Annotated in this window: 14 protein-coding genes; 7 read left to right on the top strand and 7 right to left on the bottom strand. The window is 72.0% G+C overall.

What is annotated here, in order from left to right; translation table 11 throughout:
- Window positions 1–286: 286 nt before the first annotated feature.
- Window positions 287–1276 carry a tetratricopeptide repeat protein gene (locus ACF1AK_RS22235; RefSeq protein WP_391500537.1) on the bottom strand — a complete coding sequence of 330 codons (990 nt, stop codon included), beginning with the start codon at window positions 1274–1276 and terminating at the stop codon, window positions 287–289.
- 364 nt (window positions 1277–1640) lie between these two features.
- On the opposite strand from ACF1AK_RS22235, the gene ACF1AK_RS22230 reads away from it, so the two are divergent.
- Window positions 1641–2291 (top strand): TetR/AcrR family transcriptional regulator, encoded by a 651-nt coding sequence (locus tag ACF1AK_RS22230; protein WP_391500536.1) that lies wholly within the window; start codon window positions 1641–1643, stop codon window positions 2289–2291.
- A gap of 102 nt (window positions 2292–2393) precedes the next feature.
- Here the strand turns inward: ACF1AK_RS22230 and ACF1AK_RS22225 are convergent, their stop codons facing one another.
- From ACF1AK_RS22225 to ACF1AK_RS22215, 3 genes are all read right to left on the bottom strand, one after another.
- Window positions 2394–4079: a methylmalonyl-CoA mutase gene (locus ACF1AK_RS22225; RefSeq protein WP_391500535.1), complete on the bottom strand. Its 1686-nt coding sequence runs from the start codon at window positions 4077–4079 to the stop codon at window positions 2394–2396.
- A gap of 179 nt (window positions 4080–4258) precedes the next feature.
- Window positions 4259–4627: a DUF3817 domain-containing protein gene (locus ACF1AK_RS22220; protein ID WP_391500534.1), complete on the bottom strand. Its 369-nt coding sequence runs from the start codon at window positions 4625–4627 to the stop codon at window positions 4259–4261.
- Between the two features lie 50 nt (window positions 4628–4677).
- On the bottom strand, window positions 4678–5217 hold the full coding sequence (locus ACF1AK_RS22215; protein ID WP_391500533.1) for a MarR family winged helix-turn-helix transcriptional regulator: 540 nt from the start codon (window positions 5215–5217) through the stop codon (window positions 4678–4680).
- Between the two features lie 490 nt (window positions 5218–5707).
- Between ACF1AK_RS22215 and ACF1AK_RS22210 the strand changes: the two genes are divergently transcribed.
- Together ACF1AK_RS22210 and ACF1AK_RS22205 are read left to right on the top strand one after the other, a co-directional pair.
- Window positions 5708–7345 (top strand): M4 family metallopeptidase, encoded by a 1638-nt coding sequence (locus ACF1AK_RS22210; protein WP_391500532.1) that lies wholly within the window; start codon window positions 5708–5710, stop codon window positions 7343–7345.
- 404 nt (window positions 7346–7749) lie between these two features.
- Entirely contained in the window at window positions 7750–9360 is a 1611-nt protein-coding gene (locus ACF1AK_RS22205; protein WP_391500531.1) for a M4 family metallopeptidase, read from the top strand.
- A 93-nt stretch (window positions 9361–9453) separates the two neighbouring features.
- On the opposite strand, the gene ACF1AK_RS22200 is transcribed toward ACF1AK_RS22205, so the two are convergent.
- Window positions 9454–9771, bottom strand: a complete 318-nt coding sequence (locus ACF1AK_RS22200; protein ID WP_391500597.1) for a DUF3817 domain-containing protein — start codon at window positions 9769–9771, stop codon at window positions 9454–9456.
- Window positions 9772–9969: 198 nt separating this feature from the next.
- Between ACF1AK_RS22200 and ACF1AK_RS22195 the strand changes: the two genes are divergently transcribed.
- The 4 genes from ACF1AK_RS22195 (at window position 9970) to ACF1AK_RS22180 (ending at window position 13003) form a co-directional block, all read left to right on the top strand.
- Window positions 9970–10608, top strand: a complete 639-nt coding sequence (locus ACF1AK_RS22195) for an AIM24 family protein (RefSeq protein ID WP_391500530.1) — start codon at window positions 9970–9972, stop codon at window positions 10606–10608.
- Complete coding sequence (locus tag ACF1AK_RS22190; RefSeq protein ID WP_391500529.1) at window positions 10608–11258, top strand: AIM24 family protein; 651 nt, start codon at window positions 10608–10610, stop codon at window positions 11256–11258. The genes ACF1AK_RS22195 and ACF1AK_RS22190 overlap by 1 nt, the downstream gene beginning before the upstream one ends.
- A 293-nt stretch (window positions 11259–11551) precedes the next feature.
- Window positions 11552–12361, top strand: a complete 810-nt coding sequence (locus ACF1AK_RS22185) for an AIM24 family protein (RefSeq protein WP_391500596.1) — start codon at window positions 11552–11554, stop codon at window positions 12359–12361.
- Between the two features lie 117 nt (window positions 12362–12478).
- The gene (locus ACF1AK_RS22180; RefSeq protein ID WP_391500528.1) at window positions 12479–13003 is read left to right on the top strand and encodes a MarR family winged helix-turn-helix transcriptional regulator; all 525 of its coding nucleotides are present in this window, start codon (window positions 12479–12481) and stop codon (window positions 13001–13003) included.
- A gap of 74 nt (window positions 13004–13077) precedes the next feature.
- On the opposite strand, the gene meaB is transcribed toward ACF1AK_RS22180, so the two are convergent.
- A complete protein-coding gene (gene meaB / locus ACF1AK_RS22175; protein WP_391500527.1) occupies window positions 13078–14034 on the bottom strand; it encodes a methylmalonyl Co-A mutase-associated GTPase MeaB in 957 nt (318 codons plus the stop codon).
- Between the two features lie 82 nt (window positions 14035–14116).
- Window positions 14117–15310: an acetyl-CoA C-acetyltransferase gene (locus ACF1AK_RS22170; protein WP_391500526.1), complete on the bottom strand. Its 1194-nt coding sequence runs from the start codon at window positions 15308–15310 to the stop codon at window positions 14117–14119.
- Window positions 15311–15483 lie beyond the last annotated feature (173 nt).

The following is a 15483-nucleotide window of genomic DNA, read 5'->3' as shown; positions in this document are numbered from 1 at the left end:
TGCTGCTCGAATCCCGGACGAAGCACAAGAGGTCGCATTACTGACGGGTAATCCCACACGGGCGCAAATGATCATGAAATCGGCGCCACGGGCACGCAGAGTGACGAAATGAAGGATTGGTGCGGGCGAAATCCCTCGGAAACATCAGTGAAACACCCGTGGACGGTCACATGTCGTGACCGTCCACGGGTGTTGTCAAGATTTGGTAAACCTCAGAGCCGATGACCGGATTGTCGCCAAATCACCAGCGGCACCGCAGGTCATCAGCCGTGTCACCGGCGGGACTTCAGAACAGCACCCGGGCCAGCGCCTGGCGCGCCGCGGTGACCCTCGGGTCCTCCGGACCGATCACCTCGAACAGGTCCAGCAGCCGGAGCCGGGCGGTGTCCCGGTCCTCGCCGAAGGTCTTGCCGACCGTCGCCACCAGCCGGCCGAAGGCGTCCTCGACATGGCCGCCGACCAGGTCCAGGTCGGCCGCCCGCAGCTGGGCCTCGACGTCCTTCGGGTCGGCCGCGGCGGCCGACCGGACGGCCTGCGGGTCCAGGCCCTCGACCCGCTGGAGCAGCTGGGCCTGGGCGAGACCGACCTTGGCCTCGGTGTTGCCCGGCTGGTCGGCCAGCACGTTCTGGTAGGCGCGGACCGCCCCGCCCAGGTCCCCCCGGTCGAGCGCGTCGTGGGCCGCGGCCAGCGCCGGGTCCTCCGGCCGGCGCGGGGCGGGGGCCTCCGCGCCGCCCTCGACGGGCGCGCCGCCGGTGCCGACGATGCCGAAGCGCTGCTCGGCGACCAGGATCAGCTGGTCCAGCACCTTGCGGACGTTGGCCTCGTTCTCGGCGCCCTGGAACAGCGGGACCAGCTGGCCGGCCACCACGGCCATCACGGCCGGGATGCCCTGGATGCCGAACTGCTGGGCGATCAGCTGGTTGGCGTCGACGTCGATCTTGGCGAGCACGATCCGGCCGGCGTACTCCTCGGCCAGGCGTTCCAGGATCGGGCTGAGCTGCTTGCAGGGCCCGCACCACTCGGCCCAGAAGTCGACGACCACCGGCACCTCGGCGGACCGCTGGACCACCTCCACCTCGAAGGTGTCCTCGGTGACGTCGATGACGAGCGGGTATCCGGCCGGGGCGTCCCCGGCCTCGCCGGCCGCCGCCTGGCGGGCCCGCTCGGCCCTGGCCTGCTCGGCCTTCTGGGCAGCCTCGCCGGCTGCCTTCACCGCGGCGAGGTCGACCGCACCACGCAGGGCGGCACTGTTGAGACGAGAATTCCGTGGCTGCATGGCACCATCCTCCCCCGCGCGCGCCGCTGGTGGGCACCAACCTCCCGGAAAACGCCCCGCGCGGGCTGCGCGGTACCGATTCCCGGAGTGGCGGAGCCGCTCCCCGATAACCTGAACCGTTCGGCGCGGATCCCCATCCGCGCCCGCACCGCTCCCGTCCCACGGGGACGCGGCGCCTGGTCGTCGCTTTCGCTACGAGTCGTAGCGTAACTGGACCCCGGGCACCCACCGCAACCCCTGCCGGCCCCCGCCGGACGTGAGGTGGACCACTTTCCCGCACGGCCCGGCTGACCTGGACACGCAACAGTCGCTACCGTTACCAGCCCCACCCAAGTTACTTACCGGTAAATCGCAAGGAGGCCCGGTGCCGGCCCCCCAGCCACCCGCCCCGGAGAGCCCGGAAACCGCCCCCCGGACCAAGGGCCGCCCGCGCAGTGCCGCCGCCGACCGCGCCATCCTGGACGCCACCCGCGCCGCCCTCGCCGAACTCGGCTGGGGCGGGCTCACGATGGGTCACGTGGCCACCCGCGCCGGCGTCGCCAAGACCACCCTCTACCGCCGCTGGCCGTCCAAGAACGAACTGGTGGTGGACGCGGTCGCCAGCCTCTTCGACGAGCTGGTGATGCCCGACCTGGGCAGCCTGCAGGCCGACATCGAGGCGGTGGTGGCCCAGTTCGCCGGGCTGCTGGCCCGGCCGGAGAGCCAGGCGGCGCTGCTCGCCCTGTTCGCCGAGGGCACCCGCGACCGGCAGCTGCGCCGGCGGATCCGGGAGGCGATCGTCGACCCGCAGAAGCGGCTGGTCCGGCAGGGCCGCGCGGCCGCCCAGGCGCGCGGCGAGCTGGCCCCGGACGGCGACGAGGCGACCGCCCGCGAGGAGGTCGACATCATCTTCGACACCATCGCCGGGACGGTCGAGCACCGGGTGCTGGTCAGCGGCGAGCCGATCACCCCCGAGTGGACCCGGCGCTTCACCGGCCTGCTGCTCGGCACCTTCCCGGTCCCGCCGGCCGGCTGAGGACGGCCGGGAACGACCGGGGAACGGCCCGGAACGCACCGAGGCCGCCCGGCGCCCCTCCCAGGGGCGTGCCGGGCGGCCTCCGCGCGGGCGGGGGCGGGCTCAGAACCGGGCGGCCTCCCGGTAGATCCCCCACTCCTCGCGCAGCGCGTTGCAGATCTCGCCCAGGGTGGCCTCGGCCCGCACCGCGTCCAGCATCGGCGGGATCATCGACGCGCCGGACCGCGCGGCGGCCAGCATCGCGTCCAGCCCGGCCCGGACCGCGGCCTCGTCCCGGGCCGCCTTGCGCGCGCCCAGCCCCCGGACCTGCTCGCGCTCCACCTCGTGGCTGACCCGCAGGATCTCCAGCTCGGGGGTGACGCTGCGCGGGTGGCAGTTGACGCCGACGACCCGCTTCTCGCCCTTCTCCACCGCCTGCTGGTACTGGAAGGCGGCCTCGGCGATCTCGCCGGTGAACCAGCCGTCCTCGATCCCGCGCAGGATGCCGGAGGTGATCGGGCCGATCGGGTGGTCCTCACGGCCCTTGTCCAGGATCCGCCGGAAGATCTCCTCGGCCTGCTGCTCGATCCGGTCGGTCAGCGCCTCGACGTACCAGGAGCCGCCCAGCGGGTCGGCCACGTTGGTGACGCCGGTCTCCTCCATCAGCACCTGCTGGGTGCGCAGGGCGATCTCGGCGGCCTGCTCGGAGGGCAGCGCCAGGGTCTCGTCCAGGGCGTTGGTGTGCAGCGAGTTGGTGCCGCCGAGCACCGCCGAGAGCGCCTCGACGGCGGTGCGGACCACGTTGTTGTACGGCTGCTGGGCGGTGAGCGAGACCCCGGCGGTCTGGGTGTGGAACCGCAGCCACTGGGCCTTGTCGGTCTTCGCACCGAACCGGTCGCGCATCCAGCGGGCCCAGATCCGGCGGGCGGCACGGAACTTGGCGATCTCCTCGAAGAAGTCGAGGTGCGCGTCGAAGAAGAAGGACAGGCCCGGCGCGAAGACGTCCACGTCCAGGCCGCGGGACAGGCCCAGTTCGACGTAGGCGAAGCCGTCGGCCAGGGTGTACGCCAGCTCCTGCGCGGCCGTCGCCCCGGCCTCGCGGATGTGGTACCCGGAGACCGAGAGCGGCTTGTACGCCGGGATCCCGTCGGCGCAGTACTCCATCAGGTCGCCGATCAGGCGCAGGTGCGGCTCGGGCGCGAAGAGCCACTCCTTCTGGGCGATGTACTCCTTGAAGATGTCGGTCTGCAGGGTGCCGTTGAGCACCGACGGGTCGACGCCCTGCCGCTCGGCGGCCACCAGGTACATGCAGAAGACCGGCACCGCCGGGCCGCTGATCGTCATCGAGGTGGTGACCTCGCCGAGCGGGATGCCGCGGAACAGCACCTCCATGTCGGCGGCCGAGTCGATGGCCACGCCGCAGTGGCCCACCTCGCCGAGCGAGCGCGGGTCGTCGGAGTCGTAGCCCATCAGGGTGGGCATGTCGAAGGCGACCGAGAGGCCGCCGCCGCCCGCCTCCAGGATCATCCGGTACCGCTCGTTGGTCTGCTCCGCGTTGCCGAAGCCGGCGAACTGGCGGATGGTCCACGTCCGGCCGCGGTAGCCGGTCGGGTGCAGGCCCCGGGTGTAGGGGTACTCGCCGGGCCAGCCGATCCGCTCGAAGCCCTCGTGGGCCTGCCCGGGGGCCGGGCCGTAGACCGGCTCGACCTCGTCCCCGGAGAGGGTGGTGAAGTCCGCGTCCCGCTTGCGGGCGCTGTCGTACCGCTGCTGCCAGCGCTGCCGTCCGCGCTCGATCTCCTCGGCGTCCATGACCCCGAACTCCGCTCCGTACGGCCGCCACGCCAGCGGGCGGCACAGCTGTTAGGACGTCCTACTAATTTACTCGGACGTCCTAGTACTTGTCGACGGACACCGGGGCCCGGGTGCCGGACCATGCGAAAGGGCGCCCTCCCCCGCACGGGGAAGGGCGCCCCGGGGGGCTCTGCGGCTCAGACGCCGGCCGGCTGGCGGGCGGCGTCGCCGGAGGGCGCCTTGGCGGCGGCCTCGGCGACCACCTTGCGCTCGGCGACGAAGGAGGCGAACGGGATGCAGCCGGCGGCCAGGAAGAAGACCATCCGGCCCAGCGGCCACTTCAGCTTCTGGCCGAGCATGAAGGTCACCACGAAGTACCCGATGTAGAGGTAGCCGTGCAGCATCGCCACGTAGGTGGTCAGGTCCTCGGCCGCGTCGAAGCCGTACTTCGCGACCATGAAGCCGCAGAACACCAGCAGCGCCACACCGGTCGCAACGGCCAGGGCGCGGTACCAGCCCAGCAGGGGGGTCGCCTTCATCGTCTTCATCGCCTCGCTCGGCAGCATCGGGGGGGTACGTCCTGATCCGCGCACCGCTCACACGAGGGTAGCCGCCCTCACGCCTCCGCCAGCGCAGGCCCCTCGCCGGGCGGCTCGGCGAAGTCGCCCGCCGCCACCCGCAGCGGGCGCAGCAGGTCGAAGACCTCGCGGCACTGGCCGGCGTCGTACTCCTCCAGGCCGAACTCCATCGCCATGAGCTCCCGGGTGGCGCCCTCGACGACCTCGCGGCCCCGGCCGGTGATCGCGGCGAGCACGCCGCGGCCGTCCAGCGGGTTGGGGCGGCGGGCGACCAGGCCGGCCCGCTCCAGGCGGTCGACGGTGTTGGTGACGCTGGTCGGGTGGACCATCAGGCGCTCGCCGATCTTGGAGAGCGACAGCTCGCCGGTCCGGCTGAAGGTGAGCAGGACGAGCGCCTCGTAGCGGGCGAAGGTCAGCCCGTACGGCTTGAGCACCGCATCCACGCGGGAGAGCAGGATCTGGTGCGCCCGCATGATCGAGGTGATCGCCGCCATCGCGGGGACGGTCCCCCAGCGGCGGGTCCACAGCTCGTCGGCACGGGCGATCGGGTCGAAGTCGAGTGCGAGGGGCTTGGCCACCTCCTTACCGTACCGGCGGGCGGGGCGGGGGCTACCAGGCGTCCTGATGGTGGACAAGCGCGACACGTGGCGGGAACCCGCCAGGCGGTCCGTCAGGTACGGACCAGCACGTTGCGGGGGTGTGAACGGACACCGACCGCACCTCCGGGGGCGGCGACCGGCCCCCGGACGGCGCCCGCCCCCGCCGCCGGGCGGCGGTTCGGGTGGTAACCCGCTGGAAGCCGGGGTGATCCACCCCTTTCGTCACTCCGTTCACCTTCCGTCGCACTGGCGGAACCTGGCCAATCCATGAACGAGACCTGTCATTTCACTTGTTGGATTGTCATGCTTTCGGCCAGCCCCGTCCGGTGGCCGCCGCCCCACTCGCCGGTGACCACCGTGGACCGCACGGAGCAGCACGTCAGCGCCCGTTCCGCCCCTCAGGTGCCAACCCCGGCGCCCCGGAACGCGGCGCGACCGCGCACACGCGGTTTCCCGGAAGGACCTGTACGTGAAGCGAAAGCTCGCAGCCGGCGCCGTACTCTCCGCCACCGCCCTCCTCACCGGCGTCATCCAGGTGAGCACCGCCGCCCAGGCCACCCCCACCCCCTCGGTCCAGGCCCGGGCCGCGGAGCACCGCGCCGGCCTGATCGCGCTGGCGAACGGCCAGGCCGGCCCGCTGACCGGCGCCCTCGGCCTGGGCGGCCAGGAGAAGCTGGTCGCCAAGGACGCCGTGGTGGACGCCGACGGCACGCGCCACCTGCGCTTCGAGCGCACCTACGCCGGCCTGCCGGTGCTCGGCGGCGACCTGGTCGTGCACCAGGGCGCCGACGGCACGGTCAAGGCGGTCGACAAGGCCGTCGCCGCGCGGATCACGGTGCCGAGCCTGACCCCGGCGATCCCCGCCGACCGGGCCGCCGACCAGGCCTCCGGCGCGGTGGCGTCCACCGCGGGCATCGCCGCCGACAAGGACGAGTCCCCGGTCACCCGGGTCCACCGGGCCGGCGCCGCCCAGCTGGTCGTCTGGGCCGCCGACGGCAACCCGCGGCTGGCCTACCGCACCACCGTGGAGGGCGAGCGCGCCGACGGCACCCCCAGCAGCCTGCTGCTGGTCACCGACGCCGCCACCGGCCAGGTGCTGTCCAGCCACGAGCAGGTGCAGACCGCCTCCGGCTCCGGCACCGGCGTCTTCGTCGGCACCGTCCCGCTGACCACCACCCAGGGCGGCTCGTCCTACTCGCTCAAGGACGCCTCGCGCGGCGGCCAGTCCACCAGCGACCTCAAGGGCAAGACCTCCGGCTCCGGCACCCTGTTCACCGACACCGACAACGTGTGGGGCGACGGCACCGCCGCCAACCGCCAGTCGGCCGCGGTGGACGCCCAGTTCGGCGCGGCGGCCACCTGGGACTACTACAAGAACACCTTCGGCCGCAACGGCATCAAGAACAACGGCGTCGGCGCCACCAGCCGGGTCCACTACGGCAGGAACTACGTCAACGCCTTCTGGAACGACTCCTGCTTCTGCATGACCTACGGCGACGGCACCAACAACACCAACCCGCTGACCGCGCTGGACGTCGCGGGCCACGAGATGACCCACGGCGTCACCTCGGCCACCGCCGGGCTGAACTACTCGGGCGAGTCCGGCGGCCTCAACGAGGCCACCTCGGACATCTTCGGCACCATGGTCGAGTGGTCCGCCAACCTCCCCGCCGACCCGCCGGACTACCTCATCGGCGAGGAGATCGACATCAACGGCGACGGCACCCCGCTGCGCTACATGGACAAGCCCTCCAAGGACGGCGGCTCGGCCGACTACTGGTCCTCCTCGGTGGGCGGCCTGGACGTCCACTACTCCTCGGGCGTGGGCAACCACTTCTTCTACCTGCTGGCCGAGGGCAGCGGCGCGCGGACCGTCAACGGCGTCAGCTACAACAGCCCGACCTCCAACGGCTCGACCGTCACCGGCATCGGCCGCGACAAGGCCGCGGCGGTCTGGTACCGCGCGCTGACCGTCTACTTCACCTCGACCACCGACTACAAGGCGGCCCGCACCGGCACCCTGAGCGCGGCGGCCGACCTCTACGGCGCGGGCAGCGCCGAGTACAACGCGGTGGCGGCCGCGTGGAGCGGCGTCAACGTCAACTGACGGCCGCGCGGCAGGCGTCCGGGGTCCCCGACGGGAGGCGGGCCCCCGGACGCCGTGTCATTCGCCCGCGTAGCAACGCGGGCCCGGGTCGACAAGTCCAACGGCTGGCGGGATCCCGCCAGCGGACCCGTCCGGACATTCCGGGCAGCTGTCCCACCCCCCACCACCCGTAAGGGCGTTGGCGAGACCTGGCCAATCCCCCGCGGCACCCTGTCCTTTCACGACCTGCATTGTCATGCTTCTGTCCAAAGCCCCGTCCGGACGCCCGTCGCCCCCACCCATCGACGACGCGTCAGGCCGCACGGGAGCAGCACGTCAGCGCCCTACCGCCCCCTGGCGCCAACCCCGGCGCCCCGGTACGTGGCGTGACCGCGCACCCGCGGTTTCGTGGAAGGAACCCGCTCGTGAAGCGAAAGCTGACAGCCGGCGCCGTACTCTCCGCCTCCGCCCTGCTGGCCGGCGCCATCCAGGTCGCCGCCGCCCCGGCCCAGGCCGCGCCCGTCCCGCAGCAGGCATCGCTCGTCGCGCTGGCCGGGCAGCAGGCCGCGCCGGTCGCCAGGGCGCTCGCCCTCGGCGGCCAGGAGCAGCTGGTCGTGAAGGACGTGGTGGTCGACGCCAACGGCACGCGCCACCTGCGCTACGACCGCACCTACGCCGGCCTGCCGGTCCTCGGCGGCGACCTCGTCGTCCACCAGAAGGCCAACGGCACGATCACCTCGGTGGACCGGGCCTTCGACGGCCGGCTCTCACTGCCGAGCCTCACCCCGGCGCTCTCCTCCGCCGCCGCCTCCGACCAGGCCGTCGCCTCGGTCCGGGCCACCGTCGGCATCGCCCCGACCGACAAGGACGCCTCCCCGGTCACCAGGGTCGACGGCGCGAGCACCCCCGCCCTGGTGGTCTGGGCGGGCGACGGCAGCCCGCGGCTGGCCTACCAGACCGTGGTCCACGGCGAGCGGGCCGACGGCACCCCGAGCAGCCAGCGGCTGCTCACCGACGCCGCCACCGGCCAGGTGCTCTCCACCCACGAGGAGGTGCAGACCGTCAACGGCATCGGCAAGGGCGTGCACGTCGGCACCGTCACCCTCAACACCACCCAGAGCGGCTCCACCTACCAGCTCAAGGACCCGGCCCGCGGCAACCAGTGGACCGGCAACGCCAAGAGCGGCAACGCGCTGTACACCGACGCGGACAACAACTGGGGCAACGGCACCGCCTCCGACACCCAGTCCGCCGCGGTCGACGCGCAGTTCGGCACCGGCGCCACCTGGGACTTCTACAAGAACACCTACGGCCGCAACGGGATCAAGAACAACGGCGTCGGCGCCAGCAACCGGGTGCACTACGGCAACGCCTACGTCAATGCCTTCTGGCAGGACTCCTGCTTCTGCATGACCTACGGCGACGGCAACGGCAACGTCAACCCGCTGACCGCCCTCGACGTGGCCGGCCACGAGATGAGCCACGGCGTCACCTCGGCGACCGCCAACCTGACCTACTCCGGCGAGTCCGGCGGCCTCAACGAGGCCACCTCGGACATCTTCGGCACCATGGTCGAGTGGTACGCCAACCTGGCGGTCGACGTGCCGGACTACCTCATCGGCGAGAAGATCAACATCTTCGGCAACGGCCAGCCGCTGCGCTACCTGGACAAGCCCTCCAAGGACGGCTCGTCCAAGGACACCTGGTACTCCGGGATCGGCGGCATCGACGTCCACTACTCCTCGGGCGTGGCCAACCACTGGTTCTACCTGGCCAGCGAGGGCAGCGGGACCAAGACCATCAACGGCGTCACCTACAACAGCCCGACCTCCAACGGCTCGACCGTCACCGGCATCGGCCGCGACAAGGCCGCGGCGATCTGGTACCGGGCGCTGACCGTGTACTTCACCTCCAGCACCAACTACAAGGGGGCCCGCACCGGCACCCTGTCCGCCGCGGCGGACCTCTTCGGCGGCACCAACACCCCCGAGTACAAGACGGTGGCCGCGGCCTGGAGCGCGGTGGGCGTCAACTAGCCGCCGACGGACCACCCCCGGAAAGAACGGCAGGCTGCCGGGGCCCACTGGGAGAGGGGGCCCCGGCAGCCTGCCGGCGTGTGCGGGGGGAGGTCAGGCCGCGGCCGGCACCGCGGCCTCCCCGCGCTCCTCCTTGGCGAGCATCCGCTCGGCCGCGAAGCCGCCGCCGGGGAGCACCGAGAGGACGAACAGCAGGGCGCCGCGCTTGACGTCCCACTTCTGCGTCTGCCACGCCATGATCCAGAAGACCACGTACAGGACGAACAGGATGCCGTGGACCATGCCCATCACCGGCACGGCGTTGAAGTCGGTGGTGCGCTTGAGCACCGAGCAGAGCAGCAGGAGCAGGAAGGAGACCCCTTCGGGGCCGGAGACCAGGCGCAGGCGGTGGACGGCGCTGCTGTTCACGATGGGTACCTCGATACGCGGGGGACTCGGAGATCGCTTGTGAACGGACTCACAAGGATCCGCTCCATTATCACCGAGCACACGTCCGGACCCGCCGCCGGGGGGTGGCGGCCCGTCCCGGCCGCCCGCTTTGTCGCAGACGCGTACCAGAACACCCGCGCCCCCTCCCCCGCCGCGCCCGCCGACCGCTAGATTGCGGCCGTGGCACAGTTTCGACTCCAGGGGTCAAAGACGCTCGCCGTCGACATGACCGGCGACTTCGTGAAGGCCAAGAACGGCTCCATGGTCGCCTACACGGGCCAGATGAACTTCAAGAAGCTCAGCGGCGGCGGTGACGGCCTGCGCGGCATGGTCACCCGCCGGCTCACCGGCGAGCAGATGACCGTCATGGAGGTGAAGGGACAGGGCACCTGCTACTTCGCCGACCAGGCCACCGAGATCAACCTCGTGCGGCTGAACGGCGAGACGCTCTACGTCGAGTCCGACAATCTGCTCTGCACCGAGGGCACGCTGAAGACCGGCACCACCTTCACCGGCCTGAACGGCGTGTCCTCCGGCAACGGCCTGTTCACCACCAAGGTCGAGGGCCACGGGTGGGCCGCCGTCACCTCCCAGGGGCCGGCGATCATCCTGCGGGTCTCGCAGGGCATGCCGCTGCGGGTCGACCCCGGCGCGTACGTCGCCCACACCGGCAACCTCAACCGCTCCATCAAGTCCGGCGCCGGCTGGAGCACCTTCATCGGCGAGGGCGGCGGCGAGGCCGTCCAGGTGGAGTTCACCGGCGAGGGCCTGGTCTACGTGCAGCCCTCCGAGAAGCTGACCGTCGGGGGGGACGTCTGATGGCCTTCACGAAGATCAACAACAAGATGATCGAGGCCCGGGTCGTGCCGGGCCAGCGGCTGTTCAGCCAGCGCGGCGCGATGCTCGCGTACACCGGCGAGGTGAAGTTCACGCCGAACATCACCGGCGGCCAGGGCGGCGTGATGTCGATGATCGGACGCCGGGTGGCCAACGAGGACACCCCGCTGATGACCGTCGAGGGCCAGGGCAGCGTGATGTTCGGCCACGGCGGCCACCACGTGCACGTGATCGACCTGACCGGCGACACCCTGTACGTCGAGGCGGACCGGCTGCTGGCCTTCGAGGGCTCGCTGCAGCAGTCCACCATGTTCATGGGCTCGCAGGGCGGCGTGATGGGCATGGTCCGCGGCCAGGTGACCGGCCAGGGCCTGTTCACCACCAAGCTGGACGGCCACGGCTCGATCGCGGTGATGGCGCACGGCGGCGTCTTCGAGCTGCCGATCACCCCGCACCAGCCGGTGCACGTCGACCCGCAGGCCTACGTCGCGCACCGCGGCCAGGTCCAGAACAAGCTGTCCACCGCGCTGGGGTGGCGCGACATGATCGGCCGCGGTTCCGGCGAGGCCTTCCAGCTGGAGCTGTCCGGGCACGGCACGGTGTACGTGCAGGCGAGCGAGGAGAAGCTCTGATGTCCTACCCGCCGCAGCCCCCGTACGGGCACCCGCAGGACCCGTACGGGCAGCCGACCCAGCCCGGCCACCCCGCCGCCCCGCCGCCCGGCTACCCGCCGCAGGGCCAGCCCTACCCCCCGCAGGGGCAGCCGTACCCCCCGCCGGGTCAGCCCTATCCGCCCCAGGGCCAGCCCTACCCTCCGCAGGGCTACCCCCAGCAGGGCGGCTACCCGCCGCCCCCGCCGCAGGGCTACCCCGCCCAGCCGCCGCAGCAGTACGCCCAGGAGCAGTACGGCGGCGCGCAGGCCCCGCTGCCCAAGGCGCAGGACGGCTCCGGCCCGGTGGTGCACGACGCGCACAGCCTGCCGTCCGACGACAACGTCAACCCGTACGCCTTCTCGGTGGACCTCAACGGCTCGTACTTCCTGCAGAAGGGCAAGATGATCGCCTACTACGGCGACATCTCCTTCAAGGGCGTCGGCGCCGGCGTGGCCGACCGGCTGATGGGGAACTTCAACTCGCCGATGCACGCGGCGGACTGGGTGGTCGCCGAGGGGCGCGGCAAGCTGCTGCTGGCCGACCGGGCCTTCGACCTCAACTCCTACGACCTGGAGGAGGGGAACCTGACGGTCCGCTCGGGGAACCTGCTGGCCTTCGAGCCCGGCCTGAAGCTCAAGCAGTCGATCATCCCGGGCTTCCTGACCCTGATCGGCACCGGCAAGTTCGTCGCCGCCTCGAACGGGCCGGTGCACTTCGTCGAGCCGCCGATCCGGGTGGACCCGCAGGCGCTGGTCGGCTGGGCGGACTGCCCGGCGCCGTGCCACCACTACGACCACGACTACATGCATGGCCTCATCGGCGGGCTGCGCCGGTTCACCGGGCTGGGCGGGGCCTCCGGCGAGGAGCACCAGTTCGAGTTCATCGGTGCCGGCCAGGTGCTGCTGCAGTCGACCGAGGTGCTGATGGCGGAGCGGGCGGTCGGCCAGGTGCACGCCGAGGCCGGGGTGCCGATGGGCGGGGTGCCGACCCAGCACCCCTCGGGACACGGCACCCAGCTGCCGAACGTGAACGTGCCCGGTCTCGGTAACCTGGGCAACCTCGGACGGCGTTTCGGGCTCTGACCGCGCGGCCGCGGTGCGACGGGCGGGCCCGTCGCACCGTGGCCGGATCCCGGCGGTCACCGGATGTGGATCCGGTAAAGTCGTACAACATTGAACTAAATGCGGTATCCTGGGGCCATGGAGACGCACACGATCGACCCTGCCGACACCTCAGCCGCACCGCCCGGGGGGCCCGAGGAGGAGACCCCCTGGCTGACCGCCAGGGAGCAGCGGTTGTGGCGCGCGCACCTGGAGGTCGCCAAGCTGCTGGACTACCAGCTCAGCCGCGAACTCCAGCCGCACAACCTGGCGATCAACGACTACGAGATCCTCGTGGTGCTCTCCGAGGCCCCCGAGCGACGGATGCGGATGACCGACCTGGCCACCGCCACCCTCCAGTCGAAGAGCCGCCTCTCGCACCAGATCACCCGCATGGAGAACGCCGGCCTGGTGCTGCGCCAGGAGTGCGCCGGTGACCGCCGCGGCCTCTACGCCAACCTCACCGAGCAGGGCTGGGAGACCATGCAGCGGGTCGCGCCCTGCCATGTGCGCAGCGTCCGGGCGCACTTCATCGACCGTTTCACCCCCGAGCAGCTCGACGCGATGTACGAGGCGCTGGCGCCCGTCGCCGAGCACCTGCGGGGCCTGCGCGGCCGCGGCTGAGCGGACCGGCCGGAGGCCGGCAGCCCGTCCCGCGGGACGGGCTGCCGGCCTCCGGGCGCCGGGCGCGGGCCGGGTCAGTGCGCGGTCAGACCGGCCACCAGCCGGTCGGCCGCGCCGTACGGGTCCAGCTCGCCGGCCACCACCCGCTCGGCCAGCGCCGCCAGCTGCCGGTCACCGTGCAGGTCGCCGATCCGGGCGCGCAGCGCGGCCAGCGCGATCGCCTCGATCTCGTCGGCGGCCCGGCGGCGGCGGCGCACGGCCAGCTCGCCGTGCTCGTCCAGCCAGGCGCGGTGCTTCTCCAGCGCCTCGACCACCTCGTCCACGCCCTCGCCCCGGGCCGCGACGGTCTTCACGATCGGCGGGCGCCAGTCCCCCGCCTCCCGGGCCTCGCCCAGGCCGAGCATGTGGTTCAGCTCCCGGGCGGTGGCGTCGGCGCCGTCCCGGTCGGCCTTGTTGACCACGAACACGTCGCCGATCTCCAGGATCCCCGCCTTGGCGGCCTGGATGCCGTCCCCCATCCCGGGGGCGAGCAGCACCACGGTGGTGTCGGCCTGCGCGGCGATCTCCACCTCGGACTGGCCGACGCCGACCGTCTCCACCAGGATGACGTCGCAGCCGGCCGCGTCCAGCACCCGCAGCGCCTGCGGGGCGGCCCAGGACAGTCCGCCGAGGTGGCCGCGGGTGGCCATCGAGCGGATGAACACCTCGGGGTCGGTGGCGTGGTCCTGCATCCGGACCCGGTCGCCGAGCAGGGCGCCGCCGGAGAACGGCGAGGAGGGGTCGACCGCCAGCACGCCGACCCGCTTGCCCAGCCGGCGGTAGGCCGAGACCAGCGCCGAGGTGGAGGTGGACTTGCCCACGCCCGGCGAGCCGGTCAGGCCGACGGTGTAGGCCTGGCCGGTGTACGGCGCCAGCGCGGCCATCACCTCGCGCAGCTCGGGCGCGGCGTTCTCGACCAGGGAGATCAGGCGGGCGACGGCCCGCGGGCGGCCCTGCCGGGCCTGCTCGACCAGGGTCGGCACATCGATCACGGTTGGCTGCTCCTTGCGCCGAGGGGCCGCGGACCGCTCGTAGCGGTCCGCAGCCCCGGAAGAACGGTCGTTGCGTCGGTCGTCAGGCCTTGGGCACCCGGACGATCAGCGCGTCGCCCTGGCCGCCGCCGCCGCACAGCGCGGCCGCGCCGATGCCGCCGCCGCGGCGCTGCAGCTCCAGCGCCAGGTGCAGCACGACCCGGGCGCCGGACATGCCGATCGGGTGGCCGAGCGCGATGGCGCCGCCGTTGACGTTGACGATCTCGGAGGAGACGCCGAGGTCCTTCGTCGACTGGTGGGTGACGGCGGCGAAGGCCTCGTTGATCTCGATCAGGTCGAGGTCCCCGACCGTGATGCCCTCCTTGGCGACCGCGTGCTTGATCGCGTTGGACGGCTGCGACTGCAGGGAGTTGTCCGGGCCGGCGACGTTGCCGTGCGCACCGATCTCGGCGATCCAGCCCAGGCCCAGCTCCTCGGCCTTGGCCTTGCTCATCACGACCACGGCGGCGGCGCCGTCCGAGATCTGCGAGGAGGTGCCGGCGGTGATGGTGCCGTCCTTGGTGAACGCCGGGCGCAGCCTGGCCAGGCCCTCGACGGTGGTGTCGGCGCGGATGCCCTCGTCCTGGCTGAACAGGACGGGCTCGCCCTTGCGCTGCGGGATCTCCACCGGGACGATCTCGGCGTCGAAGACGCCGTCGGCCTGCGCCTTGGCGGCCCGCTGGTGCGAGGCGGCGGCGATCTCGTCCTGGACCTCGCGCGGGATGCCGAGGCGGGCGTTGTGCTTCTCGGTGGACTCGCCCATCGGGATGTTCTCGTAGGCGTCGGTCAGTCCGTCGTGCGCCATCGCGTCGAGCAGCTCGATCGCGCCGTACTTGTAGCCCTCGCGGGACTTCGGCAGCAGGTGCGGGGCGTTGGTCATGGACTCCTGGCCGCCGGCCACCACGATGTCGAACTCGCCGGCCCGGATCAGCTGGTCGGCCAGCGCGATGGCGTCCAGGCCGGAGAGGCACACCTTGTTGATGGTGAGCGCCGGGACGTTCATCGGGATCCCGGCCTTGACGGCCGCCTGGCGGGCCGGGATCTGGCCGGCGCCGGCCTGCAGGACCTGGCCCATGATCACGTACTGGACCTGGTCGCCGGTGATGCCGGCCCGCTCCAGCGCCGCCTTGATCGCGAAGCCGCCGAGATCGGCACCGGAGAAGCCCTTGAGGGAGCCGAGCAGCCGGCCCATCGGGGTGCGTGCCCCGGCGACGATCACTGAGGTGGTGTTGGTCATGGGACGAGCCCCTTCGCACGTCGTGGCCAGGTGGAGGATTCCGCTCAATGTACTGACCTGTTACCCGCCCGTCACCGGACCCAAGATGTGATCGAGCGCACTGGCACCATCCAGTCAACACCGTGCCGCTCCGATCCGGGTGAACCCTGCCGCCGGCCCCCGTGTGACCGGAC

It is taken from the genome of Kitasatospora sp. NPDC015120 (assembly GCF_043080305.1).
In the GTDB taxonomy this organism is placed as follows: domain Bacteria; phylum Actinomycetota; class Actinomycetes; order Streptomycetales; family Streptomycetaceae; genus Kitasatospora.
The sequence above is the reverse complement of the archived record's forward strand: the minus strand, read 5'-3'. Positions and strand labels throughout refer to the sequence as shown.

What these genes read in the sequence shown, in the direction of transcription:
- ACF1AK_RS22235 (WP_391500537.1), bottom strand. Translation starts at nt 1,276, where the DNA reads ATGCAGCCACGGAATTCTCGTCTCAACAGTGCCGCCCTGCGTGGTGCG.
- ACF1AK_RS22225 (WP_391500535.1), bottom strand. Translation starts at nt 4,079, where the DNA reads ATGGACGCCGAGGAGATCGAGCGCGGACGGCAGCGCTGGCAGCAGCGG.
- ACF1AK_RS22220 (WP_391500534.1), bottom strand. Translation starts at nt 4,627, where the DNA reads ATGCTGCCGAGCGAGGCGATGAAGACGATGAAGGCGACCCCCCTGCTG.
- ACF1AK_RS22190 (WP_391500529.1), top strand. Translation starts at nt 10,608, where the DNA reads ATGGCCTTCACGAAGATCAACAACAAGATGATCGAGGCCCGGGTCGTG.
- ACF1AK_RS22180 (WP_391500528.1), top strand. Translation starts at nt 12,479, where the DNA reads ATGGAGACGCACACGATCGACCCTGCCGACACCTCAGCCGCACCGCCC.
- ACF1AK_RS22170 (WP_391500526.1), bottom strand. Translation starts at nt 15,310, where the DNA reads ATGACCAACACCACCTCAGTGATCGTCGCCGGGGCACGCACCCCGATG.